The sequence below is a fragment of the Streptomyces peucetius genome, from assembly GCF_025854275.1.
In the GTDB taxonomy this organism is placed as follows: domain Bacteria; phylum Actinomycetota; class Actinomycetes; order Streptomycetales; family Streptomycetaceae; genus Streptomyces; species Streptomyces peucetius_A.
Genome location: NZ_CP107567.1, coordinates 6,952,936 through 6,966,589, shown reverse-complemented (window position 1 = coordinate 6,966,589; position 13,654 = coordinate 6,952,936). Strand labels below are relative to the sequence as shown.

The 13,654-nt window shown below is 70.3% G+C and carries 12 protein-coding genes, 1 pseudogene and 1 riboswitch; of the genes and pseudogenes, 5 read left to right on the top strand and 8 right to left on the bottom strand.

Annotation, left to right across the window (positions count from 1 at the left end; genetic code table 11):
* Window positions 1-4 precede the first annotated feature (4 nt).
* Both fdhD and argG read left to right on the top strand, forming a co-directional pair.
* Entirely contained in the window at window positions 5-844 is an 840-nt protein-coding gene (gene fdhD / locus OGH68_RS31470) for a formate dehydrogenase accessory sulfurtransferase FdhD (RefSeq protein WP_264248762.1), read from the top strand.
* A gap of 201 nt (window positions 845-1,045) precedes the next feature.
* The gene (argG, locus tag OGH68_RS31465; RefSeq protein ID WP_264248761.1) at window positions 1,046-2,494 is read left to right on the top strand and encodes an argininosuccinate synthase; all 1,449 of its coding nucleotides are present in this window, start codon (window positions 1,046-1,048) and stop codon (window positions 2,492-2,494) included.
* 62 nt (window positions 2,495-2,556) lie between these two features.
* On the opposite strand, the gene OGH68_RS31460 is transcribed toward argG, so the two are convergent.
* Window positions 2,557-2,961 (bottom strand): (2Fe-2S) ferredoxin domain-containing protein, encoded by a 405-nt coding sequence (locus OGH68_RS31460; RefSeq protein ID WP_264248760.1) that lies wholly within the window; start codon window positions 2,959-2,961, stop codon window positions 2,557-2,559.
* A 398-nt stretch (window positions 2,962-3,359) separates the two neighbouring features.
* On the opposite strand from OGH68_RS31460, the gene OGH68_RS31455 reads away from it, so the two are divergent.
* A complete protein-coding gene (locus OGH68_RS31455; RefSeq protein WP_413471056.1) occupies window positions 3,360-3,833 on the top strand; it encodes a TetR/AcrR family transcriptional regulator in 474 nt (157 codons plus the stop codon).
* Between the two features lie 846 nt (window positions 3,834-4,679).
* On the opposite strand, the gene OGH68_RS31445 is transcribed toward OGH68_RS31455, so the two are convergent.
* The 3 genes from OGH68_RS31445 to OGH68_RS31435 all read right to left on the bottom strand — a co-directional run bounded on the left by OGH68_RS31445 (window position 4,680) and on the right by OGH68_RS31435 (window position 7,746).
* Window positions 4,680-5,363 (bottom strand): hypothetical protein, encoded by a 684-nt coding sequence (locus OGH68_RS31445; protein ID WP_264248757.1) that lies wholly within the window; start codon window positions 5,361-5,363, stop codon window positions 4,680-4,682.
* 227 nt (window positions 5,364-5,590) lie between these two features.
* Entirely contained in the window at window positions 5,591-6,028 is a 438-nt protein-coding gene (locus tag OGH68_RS31440) for a hypothetical protein (RefSeq protein WP_264248756.1), read from the bottom strand.
* A 725-nt stretch (window positions 6,029-6,753) separates the two neighbouring features.
* Complete coding sequence (locus tag OGH68_RS31435) at window positions 6,754-7,746, bottom strand: phosphotransferase family protein (RefSeq protein WP_264248754.1); 993 nt, start codon at window positions 7,744-7,746, stop codon at window positions 6,754-6,756.
* Between the two features lie 256 nt (window positions 7,747-8,002).
* A riboswitch (guanidine-III (ykkC-III) riboswitch) is annotated at window positions 8,003-8,070 on the top strand.
* A gap of 11 nt (window positions 8,071-8,081) precedes the next feature.
* Between OGH68_RS31435 and OGH68_RS31430 the strand changes: the two genes are divergently transcribed.
* Window positions 8,082-8,963 carry an MBL fold metallo-hydrolase gene (locus OGH68_RS31430; protein WP_264248752.1) on the top strand — a complete coding sequence of 294 codons (882 nt, stop codon included), beginning with the start codon at window positions 8,082-8,084 and terminating at the stop codon, window positions 8,961-8,963.
* 243 nt (window positions 8,964-9,206) lie between these two features.
* Complete coding sequence (locus OGH68_RS31425; RefSeq protein WP_264248751.1) at window positions 9,207-9,818, top strand: hypothetical protein; 612 nt, start codon at window positions 9,207-9,209, stop codon at window positions 9,816-9,818.
* Between the two features lie 293 nt (window positions 9,819-10,111).
* Here the strand turns inward: OGH68_RS31425 and OGH68_RS36525 are convergent, their stop codons facing one another.
* The 4 genes and pseudogenes from OGH68_RS36525 to OGH68_RS31410 all read right to left on the bottom strand — a co-directional run bounded on the left by OGH68_RS36525 (window position 10,112) and on the right by OGH68_RS31410 (window position 13,615).
* Window positions 10,112-10,483, bottom strand: a complete 372-nt coding sequence (locus OGH68_RS36525) for a transposase (RefSeq protein WP_413471055.1) — start codon at window positions 10,481-10,483, stop codon at window positions 10,112-10,114.
* 68 nt (window positions 10,484-10,551) lie between these two features.
* Window positions 10,552-11,583 carry a bile acid:sodium symporter family protein gene (locus tag OGH68_RS31420; RefSeq protein ID WP_264248750.1) on the bottom strand — a complete coding sequence of 344 codons (1,032 nt, stop codon included), beginning with the start codon at window positions 11,581-11,583 and terminating at the stop codon, window positions 10,552-10,554.
* Window positions 11,584-11,738: 155 nt separating this feature from the next.
* Window positions 11,739-12,389, bottom strand: a pseudogene (locus tag OGH68_RS31415) (response regulator); the annotation flags it as partial.
* Window positions 12,386-13,615, bottom strand: a complete 1,230-nt coding sequence (locus OGH68_RS31410; protein ID WP_264248749.1) for a sensor histidine kinase — start codon at window positions 13,613-13,615, stop codon at window positions 12,386-12,388. The pseudogene OGH68_RS31415 and the gene OGH68_RS31410, both read right to left, overlap by 4 nt.
* Between the last annotated feature and the right edge of the window lie 39 nt (window positions 13,616-13,654).

Genomic DNA, 13,654 nt, shown 5'->3' with positions numbered 1-13,654 from the left:
TCTCATGGGACGGGTCACCGAGCGCCGCCGCACCATCCGCATCCGGGACGGGGCGGTGTCGACCCGTCCCGACACCCTGGTGGCCGAGGAGCCGCTGGAGATCCGGCTGAACGGCAAGCCGCTGGCCATCACCATGCGCACCCCGGGCGACGACTTCGCGTTGGCCGCCGGGTTCCTCGTCAGCGAGGGCGTGATCCACTCCGGGGAGCAGGTGCGGTCGATCGTGTACTGCGCGGGTGCCAAGGACGACGGCTCGAACACGTACAACGTGGTGGACGTGGCACTCGCGGCCGGCGTCCCGGTGCCGGACATCACCCTGGAGCGCAACGTCTACACGACGTCGTCGTGCGGGCTGTGCGGCAAGGCCAGCCTCGACGCCGTGCGCACCACCGCGCACTATCCGATCGCCGATGCTCCCCCGGTCCGCGTCGAGCCCGCTCTGCTCGCCGGCCTCCCCGACCGGCTACGGGCGGCACAGCGGGTCTTCGACCGGACCGGGGGCCTGCACGCGGCCGCGCTGTTCTCGCCCGAAGGGGAGCTGCTCGACGTCCGCGAGGACGTCGGCCGGCACAACGCGGTCGACAAACTCGTCGGCCGGGCGCTCCAGGACGGCCGGCTGCCGCTGTCCCGGTCGATCCTCCTGGTCTCCGGCCGGGCGTCGTTCGAGCTGGCGCAGAAGGCGGTGATGGCGGGCATCCCCGTGCTGGCGGCCGTCTCCGCGCCCTCCTCCCTGGCGGTGGACCTGGCCGCGGAGACCGGTCTCACGCTGGTCGGCTTTCTGCGGGGTCCCAACATGAACGTGTATGCGGGCGACGAGCGGATCGCCCTCGGCACTGGGGTGTGACGCGCCCCGCTGCACGGGATGCGGACCCGGCCGGCGGGGAGCGCCCCCTGCGCCGGCCGGGTCCTTCCGTGCGGGCGCCGCGGTGGCGGCGGCCAGGGCCCTGGGGGCAGGCATCAAGCGGCTCCGGCCGGACTCCGGCCACTGACTGCATACCCGACCCGGTGATTGCATGATCATGCAAATTGCCGCATACTCTTCCTCATGTCCAAGGTTCTCACCTCCCTGCCCACCGGCGAGCGCGTCGGCATCGCCTTCTCCGGCGGACTCGACACCTCCGTCGCGGTCGCGTGGATGCGCGACAAGGGCGCCGTCCCGTGCACCTACACCGCCGACATCGGCCAGTACGACGAGCCCGACATCGCGTCGGTGCCCGGCCGTGCGTCGGCGTACGGCGCCGAGATCGCGCGCCTGGTCGACTGCCGCGCGGCGCTGGTCGAGGAAGGGCTGGCCGCGCTCACGTGCGGCGCGTTCCACATCCGCTCCGGCGGGCGCGCCTACTTCAACACGACGCCGCTCGGCCGCGCCGTCACGGGCACCCTGCTGGTCAGGGCGATGCTCGAGGACGACGTACAGATCTGGGGCGACGGCTCGACGTTCAAGGGCAACGACATCGAGCGGTTCTACCGCTACGGTCTGCTCGCCAACCCGCATCTGCGCATCTACAAGCCGTGGCTCGACGCGGACTTCGTCTCCGAGCTCGGCGGCCGCAAGGAGATGTCGGAGTGGCTGATCGCCCACGGCCTCCCCTACCGCGACAGCACCGAGAAGGCGTACTCCACCGACGCCAACATCTGGGGCGCCACCCACGAGGCCAAGACCCTGGAGCACCTCGACACCGGCGTCGAGACCGTCGACCCGATCATGGGCGTGCGGTTCTGGGACCCGTCGGTCGAGATCGCCGCCGAGGACGTCACGATCGGCTTCGACCAGGGCCGCCCGGTGACGATCAACGGCAAGGAGTTCGCCAGCGCGGTCGAGCTGGTGATGGAGGCCAACGCCATCGGCGGCCGCCACGGCATGGGCATGTCCGACCAGATCGAGAACCGGGTCATCGAGGCCAAGAGCCGCGGCATCTACGAGGCCCCGGGCATGGCGCTGCTGCACACCGTGTACGAGCGCCTGGTCAACGCGATCCACAACGAGGACACCCTCGCGCAGTACTACAACGAGGGCCGGCGCCTCGGCCGCCTGATGTACGAGGGCCGCTGGCTCGACCCGCAGGCGCTGATGATCCGCGAGTCGCTGCAGCGCTGGGTGGGCACGGCGGTCACCGGAGAGGTGACGCTGCGGCTGCGGCGCGGCGAGGACTACTCGGTCATGGACACCTCCGGCCCGGCGTTCAGCTACCACCCGGACAAGCTGTCGATGGAGCGCACCGAGGACTCGGCGTTCGGCCCGGTGGACCGGATCGGCCAGCTCACCATGCGCAACCTCGACATCGCCGACTCCCGCGCCAAGCTGGAGCAGTACGCCGGTCTCGGCATCGTCGGCAACACGCACGAGACGCTCATCGGTGCGGCCCAGGCCGCCTCGACGGGGCTGATCGGCGCGATGCCGCAGGGCGGCGCCGAGATCATCGCCTCCCGCGGCAAGGCCGAGGGCGACGACGAGATGCTCGACCGCGCGGCGATGGAGTTCGGCACCGACTGACCGGGCGGCGGACGCGGCCCGGGGCTCGCGGCGGGCGGTTCGCCGCTCGTCCGCCGCGTTCCCTACCGGGCGCCGACGGCGCCGGACGGCGGCGGGATCATCTGGAGCGTGAGCGTGGCCGGGGGCTCGGCGACACCGGGGCCGCCGGCCGCGACCCACGCCAGTACGTCGTCGGTGGCGTCGTCGTCGAGCGCCCAGCCGATCCACGCGGCCCGTGCGCCGCGCCGGCGCGCCTCGGTCGACGGCTGCACGACGATCACATTGGCCTGCCCGCAGGGCCCCAGGCAGTCACTGGTGCGCACCGTGAACCGCCCGCCGGACGCGGCCGCCGCGTCCCGCAGCCTGGCCAGTTGTCCCGCGTGGTCGGTACCGGGGTTCTTGCGCGCGTCGCCGCAGCAGCAGCCGCGACAGACGACGAGGCTGCAGGGGCGGCGGGCGCCGAAGGCGCGTATCGGATACGTCGTCACCGAGCGATCTTCGCACCCGGCCGCGCCGCCCACGCGAACGGGTTCGGGCTCGCGCCGCCGTAAGCCGGACTGCCGGCCTGATGACGAGCACCCGCCGCCCGGCAGCGGGGCACCCTGTGCGGCAGCGGATCTCTCCCGGCCGGCGTCGTCGTCATGACGGCCGTCCGGCGCGTGAGTGCCCGACGCTCCGTCCACGCGGCCCCGCTACGATCACTTACATCGCCGTAAGACATGCGCGTCGACCGGATGGAACAAGGGTGTAAGAGTTGCCGTCTCCAGCAGGTGCCCCAGACAGCAGCCCGACCGTTCGGCATCGCCTTCGAGCCGACGCCGAACGGAGTCGAGAGGCCGTACTCGGGGCCGCGGTCAAACTGCTCTCCGAGCGGCCCGATGCGGGCATGGCCGCCGTCGCCGCAGCAGCCGGCGTCACCCGCCAGACCGTCTACGCCCACTTCGGCACCCGCGACGCACTGCTGGAAGCCGTCGCCGACCGCGTCACGCAAGAAGCCATGGCGGCGATGGACGTGGCGGAAGTCGAGGACGGGCCTGCCCTCGACGCTCTCATGCGACTGCAGGACATCGGCTGGCGGCTGTTCGAGCGGCATCCCGCGTTGCTCCAGCTCGGCGCCGCCCCTGCACATGCCGAAGCCGACCGGGCGCGGCACGAGCCCGTCACGGACCGGCTGACCCGGCTGATCGCGAAGGGGCAGGCCGCGGGCGAGTTCGACCCCGAACCGCCCGCAGCCTGGCTGGTCGCGGCGGTGATCTCCCTGGGGCACGCCGCCGGCAACGAAGTCGGAGCCGGCCGCATGAGCGTCACGGAGGCGGCGGCCCACCTCCGCACAGCCACGCTCCGTGTGCTGAAGGCCTAGTTCTCCAGCGTCAGGATGTCGTTCGACGGCGCGGAGCCCTCCAGCGCCGGGTGTCGTTCTTCGCCGCGGAGTTCTCCGGCGGCGAAGTGCCAGGACCAACTCACTGCGCGGTGTCGTCCTCGGTGTCCGCGCAGGTGCGCGGACTGGGGGTGACAAGCTGCCAGGAGTCGCCGAATCTCGGCCACTGAGAGCTCGACGGTCTCGGCTGTCTCACCGGTTCCGTCCCCTTTTCCCGGGGCTGGTGTGCCGTGGGCGCCAGGAAGGCGTGCGCGAAGCCGGCAGCCGGACCGCCGCCCAGTGGTAGACCGCGGTCCCTTCGCACCGTTGCCGCATGAAATCTTCTCCCACGCTTCGTCCGGGGCCTGTGCGAACAGGCCCCCGATGCGGGGACAGCCACGGCGGTTCCTGAGTGCTGGCGCTGGGCCCCGGCGGAGGTGACGCCCTTCTTGATGAACCCGGTGCCGTCGACGATGAGGACTCCGTCGTTCTCGCCGGGTTTGACAGGTGGCCCGCCCGTTCGGCCAGCTGCCAGCTGTTCTTTCGGGCTATCGGAGCCAGCAGACCGCGCACACAGTCGCGCATGCGACGACGGGGATCGACTCTGCCGAAGCGATGGCCGATGGTCACGAAGAGGTCGTCCAGTTCAAGGTGCCACCGCTCGACGGCATGCTCGATGATCACGTGAGGAGGCTGCCCCGGCGCCGGCGCTATCAGCGACGCAGTCGCACGGTCGAGGGGCGGTCTCTTCGAGACCGCCCCTCGACCAGCTATCGCCCCGCTACACTCCAGCCACCCGCATCGCCCCAGGTCAGAAACCAAAGTCCTGCTGGAGTACCGGCGCGGAATTCAGCAGTGGGCGGGCGGGGTTTTCGAACGCCGAAGGACGGTCGTGCCTTGCTGCAGTCCGTCAACAGGGGTTTCGGAGGCGTGGATAGCGGATTGACCGGTCTCTTCCCACTTGTTGGCGCCGGTGAAAACCCATTTACCGATGGCCTTCTTGGTGACCAGACTCTTTTCCAGCCAGGCGTACTCTCCTGGCTGGAGCCTGACGCTGGGGATGCCGATGAAGACCGAGTCCTCATCGAACCAGGCCTCTTCATGGTGGGCTTCTAGCGCGAAGCCGATTTCTCCGCTCAACAAGCCCTCACTCATGCCGATCGAGCCGGACACGGTGTAGGAGCCGCCCCAAGTGCTCGAATGGCCGCTGGTGTCGGAGACCTCGATGCGCCCGTTCAACGGACTGGAGCTGCCGTCGCCGGTCGCACCTGGCGTGTTCTGAGCCCTGTGATGCACGGTTCCATCCTCGTGGGACACGAGCACCTCCAGGCGTCCGTCGCTGTTGGTAACAACCGCGGGGACGCCGTTCACCGTGCCGCCCAGGCTCTTCAGTTTCTGCCATGCCTCCACGTGGTTGGGCTCGATCTGCACGATGTGCGACAGCGTCTTGTCGCCGGCTCTGCGGGCGAACACCTCAAGCCGGCCGTTTGCGTTCTGCGCCACGGCAGGGGTTCCGGTGATGTCCAGACCCATGTTCTGCCACTACTCGACCGGATCGCGCTCGATGTGGCGGAGTCCGCAGTGCTGTTGCAGCCGGGGCGGATCGGGAGGAACCGACTGCGTCCGCTGCCGCGTGCAGGCCCGAGCGGTTTCGCGCCCATCAAGGGACAGCCGATGCGCACTCGGGCCGCCGCGTTCGACTTCCGTCGACGAGCAACGGGCTCTGACCAAGGCGAACGAACGTCATGACCGCAGAGGCGTCAGAGGGTGGTGATGTCTACGCTGATGTCGCCGTCGACACGGACGGCGACGTCGAGGTCCGCAGCGAGGACCAGGCGCTTTTTGAGGGTGGCTTCGACCCTGGATTCGATCTCAGCAGCGATGGCAGCCTCGAGCGCGGCATCGGCCTCTACTTTCGCGTTGGTGACGACGGTGAGCCGGATGTCGACGCTGCCGCCCAGGCCGGCCCGCGCGACGGCGGCGACTGTGACGTCCACGTCGAGGTTCTTCTCGAGAACGGCCTCCACGTCAGCCGCGATGGCCGCTTCGAGTGATGTGACGACCCGCTGCTCGGCCGAAGCGGCGGCAGGCGACGCGATGGCCGCGGACGTGGCGGTTGCGGACACGCCCAGTGTGAGGACGAGAGCGGCGACGGGGACGACTGAGGCCTTGAAGGCTTTACGGCCAATGAGTGACATGCTGTGAACCTTTCGTGACGAGGAACGCCGTGGGTGCCTGCCGGTCGGACAGACCGGCCTATGGATTCCCTCACTTGCGGTTCGCGCCACCTTTTATGGCGTAAATACACTGATTGGGGTGAACGCCCCGAACGCCGAAGCCTGAGCGGTCTGAACAGCAGGTCCGGCCCGTCGGGTCGTCGCAGGACCGGGCTGGCCGACGCTTGGGAGCCGGCTATGCAGCGTCAAGGTCCTCAACGACAACCACACTGGCACTTCTCCTCCGTCGCCAAAGGGTTCTACAGGGTGGCCCGCAACGCGAAAACCGTCGCGGACACCTCGCTGAGCTACTGACACAACCCTTGACCAGCAGTGTTGCAACGGCCCCCTTGATACTTCTTCCTGTTGGGTCGCGATCGAAGAACCGCACCCTGCCGGAGACGTCCGCCATGGCAGCGGACGGCGGCAAGGCCTGCACCACTGGCGTCACATCCGCCACCAGCCGAGCAGCGGTACAGCTCGGGATCGACATCCCGTGGGCAGCGCAGATGAAGAATCGGCGAACCGGCCTCCACGGCCTGGCTTGCCCACCTGCCCTCGAGGCCTGCCCGGCCGGCGTCGACTCCTGGATCGGCGTGCATCCAGCTCAGGCACGGCAACTCCTGCGCGGCTAATACTCCAGTGCAATTTCACTTTCTGGTGAAGGCGACGCCCTGGCCGACGACTTGTTTGACTCTTCCTTGGGCCTACTCCAGCGCCCGGAGTCGGGTGATGGTGCCGGCGAGGGTGTGGCTGCAGGACGCGAGGTGGTCGGGACCGTATCCGCGAGGGCCGCATTCGACGACGAGCAGCAGGCTCAGGTAGAGGCGGTAGAGGGCCAGCCGGTGCCGGAATGCGGGCGTGAAGTCGAGGCTGCCGCCCGCCTGGGTGTAGCCGGCGACGAGGTCGCTGTCCGGGCCGGTGTCGCCGCCGAAGGCCAGGGAGACCAGCTCGGCGGCCGGATCGCCCCAGAACGCCCGCTCGTGGTCGATGAGTCCGGCGATCCTGGGCTGCGCCCCGTCGTTGGGGACGTCGATGAAGATGTTGCCGGGCCACAGGTCGAAGTGGACCAGCCGGGGCTCGGTCACCTCGTCGAGGGCGTAGCCGCCCTCGGCCACCAGCTTCCGTATCTCGGCGGGCGGTACCTCGAGCGGGGACTGCCAGCGCCCGGCGTCGTCGAGGAGCGCGTCCACCATGTCGGTGAAGGCCGTGCGCCAGCCGGAAGCGGACAGCGCGGACTCGGCTGCCGGATAGCCGAACCGGCCGTCCTCCGGGGCCAGGGTGTGCAGCCGGGCTGTGATCGCACCGAGTTCACGGCGCAGCACCGCCTGGGCGGCGGGCGACAGGCGATCGGCCGCTTTGTCCCACGGGGCGCCCTCCAGGACGGACAGGGCCAGGAACTCCTCGCCCGCGTACAGCAGCGCCGGCGTCGGCACCCGATCTCCGGGGAGACCCTCGATGCGCCGGTAGACCATGACCTCCGTGGCCATGATGCCGAGTTCGTAACGCAGGACGGCGACATCGGCTGGCGGGGCGAGTTTGACGACAGCGGGTCGGCCGTCGTCGAGAACGACGCGGTAGGCGGTGTTGAACCAGCCGTCGGTCAGCTCGGATTCCAGACGGCAGCCGATGCCGCTGGAGGCGCGCAGCAGGGCGTCGAGTTCGCTGGGGGACAGGCGGCGCTTGGTCTGGCTCTGCATGGAGGGGCACGCTTTCGGATGGTCGGACAGCGGAGAGATGGTGGGAGCGCTCCCATAATGTAACCACTGAGAACACCGGCCTCATTCATCCAGCCTGTGCCGCCGGCGGGAGCCCAGATTTCAGCGCATCGGCCAGCGCGACGAGGGAGCAGGTCACCGCCTCGGGCGGGCAGGTCCCGCGGTCGCCTCACCGCCACGCTCGCCCGCCGGACATGCTGTTCGTTGAGCAGCCTGGTCCAGGCGTAGTACATTCCGCGCGGAGGTGCACGAGTGCCTGCCCCGGACGAGATGTGCGCCGTACCCGGCCCGACAAGACGACGCTCTCAGGAGGCGTCATGGGCGTACACGGGCAGTGGATCGACTTCGTGTCCGAGGCACCCGAGCCCCGCGCCCTGGACGTCGACTGGATCCACGGATCGCCGTCGGCGAAGCACAACACCGATCCCGACATCCAGGTCCACGCGTACGACGAGCACACGTTCATCCTGCGGCAGAACAAGGCGATCAACTACGAGGCGCCGTTTCTCTTCCTGATCTTCGGCAACGCGCGCGCCGTGCTCATCGACACCGGAGCCACCGAGTCGGCCGAGTTCTTCCCGCTCAGACGCGTGGTTGACGAACTGGTCGGCCGCTGGCTGGCCGGGCATCCGCGGAACGACTACGCCCTGCTGGTCCTGCACACCCACTCTCACCACGACCATGTCGCGGGCGACGCACAGTTCGCCGAGCGCCCCCGCACCACGGTGGTGGGGGCGGATCTGGACAGTGCCTGGACGTACTTCGGCTTCACCGAGGACCCCGACCGGGTCGCCCGCGTCGATCTCGGCGGCAGGGTACTGGAATGCCTGGCTACCCCAGGCCACGACAAGGCCGCCGTCACGTACTACGACCCGCATACCGGATTCCTGCTCACCGGCGACACGGTGTATCCCGGGCGGTTGTACGTGGAGGACTGGGCCGCCTTCGGCCGGACGGTCGATCGCTTGATCGCGTTCGCCGGCATCCGAACGGTCACCCACGTCCTCGGCTGTCACATCGAGATGACCGACCAGCCCGGCGTGGACTACCCGATCCGGACCACCTACCAGCCGGACGAGCCGCCCCTGGAGATGACCGTCGGCCACCTGCGCGACATCCGTGCGGCGATCGACGAGGTCGGCGACCGGCCCGGACGGCATCCCTTCGCCGGCTTCGTCATCTGCCGCGAGGGCGGCTGAGCGGTCTCGGACCTCTCGCGTTCCTGTCCGCGATGTCGGTGACGCACAACCGGCAGGACCGGCCCGGCCATGGCGCGCGCCGGGGAAAACCTCGCGCCTGACAGCAGGCGTCTTTGCACCACTGCTTTCGCTGTGTGATTGGTCCATTCGTATCCGCCGGAGTGCGCGTGCTGCGGTGGGCGGTCACTGTGGTGCGAGCGCCGGTCGACCGCCGGTGCTCGGTGCTTGTGAGGGAGTCACGTGATGTCGCAACGCAATACTGTCGTCCGCAGTCTGCACGATCTGGGGCTGGCTGCGTGGTTCGGCGGCTCGCTGATGGGAGCGGTCGGATTGAACGGGGCGGCCTCGGCGGAGGGCGGTCAGGGGCGGGAGGGCGCGCGGTTCGCCAGTGCGGGCTGGGCGAAGTGGGTGCCGGTGAACGCCCTGGCGATTGGTGCCCACCTGGTTGGCGGCAGCGGGCTGCTCGCCGTGAACGCTCCCCGGGTAGCGGGTCAGCAGGGGGTGGCGGCTTCCACACTGGCCAAGACCGTGCTGACCGGTGCGGCGCTGGCCGCCACCGCCTACAGCCGCGTCCTGGGCAAGAAAATCGAACTGGCCTCGTCCGATGATCCCAAAGACACCGAGAAGGCCTCCAGCCACCCCGTCGACATCGACAAGGCCCAGCAGCAGCTGGGACGCCTGCAGTGGGCGGTCCCGGCTCTGACCGGCGGCCTGGTGATCCTCAACGCCCTCCACGGCGAACAGCAGCGTGCCGACCAGCAGGCGTACGGGATGTGGCAGCGGGCCCGGTCTGCGGGCCCGGCCCTGATGCACGCCGGCTTCCACGGGCTCGGCAATCACGGGACGCGGTGCTGACGAAGTCACATGAGTGGGGCCTGGGAGCGGGCACTCGGCGGGTTGGCCACCGTAGTCGGCTGTAACCGAGCCTGCGTCGAGGAAAGATCCCGGCGGTACCGGGCCCCGTCCCGGAACGCCGAGCCCAACAGGCTCTGGGAAGCTGACCGGCTTCGTGGTCAGGGCCTCCTCGGGACGGCCGAGGGCGTGATAGTCCAGTTCGTCCTGTCGGCGCCTCCCCCTTTGCGGCCGGTGGCGGCGGCGTGCTGGCGGCACGGACGATGGTGGAATCGATCAGCACCAGCCAGTCGATGTCACCGGCCGCGTCGGCCCGCGCCTGGACCTGCTCCAGGGCTCGGGTGAACACGCCGTCCAGGGCCGGGCGGCAGGGACACCGTCTTCCACAGCCCGTAACGGGCGGCCAGGGAACGCCAGGAGACCCCGGTCCGGACCCTGTGGACCATCCCGTTGACGACCTGTCGGTCCTCGACACATGGTCGCCCGGTAGAGGCCCGCAGTATCAGCGGAGTGAGTAACTCCCTCTCGTGATCGATGATCACGGCGACGTACCACCCAACCGTGCTCCACCATCTGGTGTTGAAGACGGACCCTAGACATCGACGCCGCGACGCTGCTGCATCGGCCCAGGAGAGTTCGGCGTACCGGAGGTCGACGGACGGGGACATGCGCGTACGGGACTCCAAGGTCCGGACCCGGGCGCACCTCACCGTCCGCGCGAACCAGTGGGCCTCGTTCATCGGGTGCGCAGCGCGGTGGGCGGCGCGGTTCGTTCCACGGGCACGGCGGGGTCCGTGTCGCGGGCGCGGCGCCGCGCGAGCACCGCGCAGACCATCAGCTGCATCTGGTGGAAGAGCATCAGCGGCAGCACCGCCAGGCTCGCGTGCGCGCCGAACAGCACCGTCGCCATGGGCAGGCCTGCCGCCAGGCTCTTCTTCGAGCCGGCGAACTGGATCACGATCCGGTCGGCCCGGCCGAAACCGAGGCGCTTGGCTCCGTACCAGGTGAGCGTCAGCATGGCCCCGAGCAGCACCGCCTCGACGGCGAGCAGCGCGCCGAGCCGAACCGGGGTGACCTGGTGCCAGACTCCGGCGTTCATGCCTTCGCTGAATGCCGTGTAGACCACGAGCAGGATCGAGCCCCGGTCCACGTACCCCAGCAGCTGCCGGTGCCGGGCCAGGAAGCCGGCGACCCAGCGGCGCAGCAGCTGGCCCGCGAGGAACGGCACGAGCAGCTGGAGCACGATCCGCAGCAGCGAGTCGGCGGAGAGCCCGCCCGCCGCGCCGCCGATCAACAGGGCCGCCAGCAGCGGGGTGAGCAGGATGCCGGCGAGGCTGGAGAAGGAGCCGGCGCAGATCGCGGCGGGCACATTGCCGCGGGCCATGGAGGTGAAGGCGATCGAGGACTGGATGGTCGAGGGCACCAGGCACAGGAAGAGCAGTCCGCTGTAGAGCTCGGGCGTCAGCACGGCCGGTTCGAGGAACCGCCCCGCGAGCCCCAGCAGCGGGAAGGTCACGAAGGTCGCCGTGAGCACGGTCAGGTGCAGTCGCCAGTGCCGCAGCCCGTCGAGGGTCTCCCGTGTGGAGAGCCGCGCTCCGTAGAGGAAGAACAGCAGCGCCACCGCTCCGGTCGAGGCCCCGCCCGCGACGTCGGCCGCCGCTCCTGACGCGGGCAGGAGTGCCGCGAGGCCCACGGTCCCGAGGAGCGCCAGGATGTACGGGTCGATCGGCAGCCAGGACGGCAGGCGCGGGGTGCGGGGGCGGCTCATGTGCTCCACTTGCTCTCGGTTCAGGACGTGCCCTCTCCATGCTCCTCCCCCGGCCGCCGATCGGGAATCCCGTACGCCGTACTGACTGCCATCACGTTTCGCGATGACGCCTGCCCGGCGCTTCCGGCACGTGTTCGGTATCCCTGGCCACGCGGCGGCGTCACCAGACCCGATTCGTACGCCAGGATGACCAGCTGTACCCGGTCCCGCGCGCCCAGCTTCGTCAGCAGCCTGCCCACATGGGCCTTCGCCGTGGCCGTGCTGATGTGCAGCCGCGACGCGATCTCCCCGTTGGACAGGCCGCTGCCGACCAGCACGAGCACCTCCCGTTCGCGGGCGGTGATGCCCTCCACCGGACGCGGAGGCGGCGGGCCGGCCTCGGGGCGGGCCGCGAACTCCGCGATCAGGCGGCGTGTCACGCTCGGTGCGATGAGGGCGTCACCGGCGGCGACCACCTCGATCGCGCCGAGGATCTGGTCCATGTCCATGTCCTTGACGAGGAAGCCGCTCGCCCCTGCGCGCAACGCGCCGTAGACGTACTCGTCGTCGTCGAACGTGGTCAGCATGAGGACCTTCGGTGGTGTGCCGGAGGCCGTGGTGATCCGCCGGGTGGCCTCGATGCCGTCCATGCCGGGCATCCGGATGTCCATCACCACCACGTCCGGGACCAGCCGGTCCGCGAGCCGTACCGCCTCCTCGCCGTTCGCCGCCTCGCCCGCCACCTCCAGCCCGGGGCGGTCGGCGATCAGCACCCGCAGCCCGTGCCGGACCAGCGGCTGGTCGTCGGTGAGCAGCACCCGGGTCATCCGACCGCCGCCGGCATCGGCAGCCGCGCCGCCACGCGGAAGCCGCCCCCCGGGTGCGGCCCGGCGGTGAACTCCCCGTGCAGGAGCACCGCGCGCTCCCGCATGCCCGTCAGACCGTAGCCGGCGGCGCCGGGCAGACCGGACAGGCCGCGGCCTTCGTCCGTGATCTCGACGGACAGGTCGTCCTCCCCGCAGTCGACGGTCACCCGGCAGGCGTCGGCGCCCGAGTGCCGGACCACGTTGGTGATCGCCTCCTGGACGATGCGGTACGCGGACAGTTCGATCTCCGCCGGCAGCGGCCGCCGCTCCCCTCGCCACTCGAGGTCCACCCGCACGCCCGCGTCCCGGGTCCGCTCGACGAGCCGGTCGAGATCGGCGAGCACCGGCGCCGGGCCGCGCGGTGCGCCTTCACCCGGCTCCGCCTGGCGCAGCGCGCCGAGCATCCGGCGCAGGCCCGCGAGGGTGTCGCGGCTGGTGTCCTCGATGGCGGCGAGGGCGTTGCGGGCCTCCGACGGCTGGGTGTCGATGACGCGCCGGCCCACCCCGGCCTGGATGGCGATGACGCCGATGCTGTGCGCCACCATGTCGTGCAGCTCCCGGGCGATGCGCAGCCGCTCCTCGGTGACGGCCTGCTCGGCGGCCCGCACCTGCAACGCGGCCGTGTGCTCGCGTCGTTCGCGCGCCGAGTGGCCGAGCGTCCAGGCGGTGACCGTCATCAGCGCCAGGAAGGCCGACGCGGCGAGGAACGACCCGACGCCGTCCCGGTAGTAGGCGGCGCTCCCCATCTGCGTGCCGAGGGCCACCAGCGCCGCGACGGCCGCCGCCGGCCGCGACCGGGTGGCGGCGATCCGCCCCACGAGGAGACCGGTCAACACCGCCTGCAGATATGCGATCTGCCACGCCTGCGTCTCCGCGGGCGCCACGATGCCGGCCGGTCCCGGTACTACGGCCATCATCGAGTCCGCCCGCACGGTCGCGGCGAAGGAGACGGTGAGCAGCAGCACCAGGGCGGGCAGCGGCCGGCGCAACACCAGGGGCAGCAGCAGGACGGCGGGCAGCGCGGCGAGCAGCAGCCGCATGCCGGTCAGTTCGCGGTCGGTGTTCAGCACCACGACGTACAACAGGACGGCGTAGGCGAGACCTGAGCACCAGGCCAGGGTCTCGGCGAGGCGCGACCGCGTTGTGCGGTCCGGCGCTCTCGCCGCTGCGTCCTGTGGGGCTTCCATGCGCCGATCATAAGGATGCGGCCCGCACCGGGCATTGGC

Bases quoted from the DNA above. Each gene is read 5' to 3' on its own strand.
- fdhD (WP_264248762.1), top strand. From the start codon at position 5: ATGGGACGGGTCACCGAGCGCCGCCGCACCATCCGCATCCGGGACGGG.
- argG (WP_264248761.1), top strand. From the start codon at position 1,046: ATGTCCAAGGTTCTCACCTCCCTGCCCACCGGCGAGCGCGTCGGCATC.
- OGH68_RS31455 (WP_413471056.1), top strand. From the start codon at position 3,360: ATGGCCGCCGTCGCCGCAGCAGCCGGCGTCACCCGCCAGACCGTCTAC.
- OGH68_RS31445 (WP_264248757.1), bottom strand. From the start codon at position 5,363: ATGGGTCTGGACATCACCGGAACCCCTGCCGTGGCGCAGAACGCAAAC.
- OGH68_RS31440 (WP_264248756.1), bottom strand. From the start codon at position 6,028: ATGTCACTCATTGGCCGTAAAGCCTTCAAGGCCTCAGTCGTCCCCGTC.
- OGH68_RS31435 (WP_264248754.1), bottom strand. From the start codon at position 7,746: ATGCAGAGCCAGACCAAGCGCCGCCTGTCCCCCAGCGAACTCGACGCC.
- OGH68_RS31430 (WP_264248752.1), top strand. From the start codon at position 8,082: ATGGGCGTACACGGGCAGTGGATCGACTTCGTGTCCGAGGCACCCGAG.
- OGH68_RS31425 (WP_264248751.1), top strand. From the start codon at position 9,207: ATGTCGCAACGCAATACTGTCGTCCGCAGTCTGCACGATCTGGGGCTG.
- OGH68_RS36525 (WP_413471055.1), bottom strand. From the start codon at position 10,483: ATGTCCCCGTCCGTCGACCTCCGGTACGCCGAACTCTCCTGGGCCGAT.
- OGH68_RS31420 (WP_264248750.1), bottom strand. From the start codon at position 11,583: ATGAGCCGCCCCCGCACCCCGCGCCTGCCGTCCTGGCTGCCGATCGAC.
- OGH68_RS31410 (WP_264248749.1), bottom strand. From the start codon at position 13,615: ATGGAAGCCCCACAGGACGCAGCGGCGAGAGCGCCGGACCGCACAACG.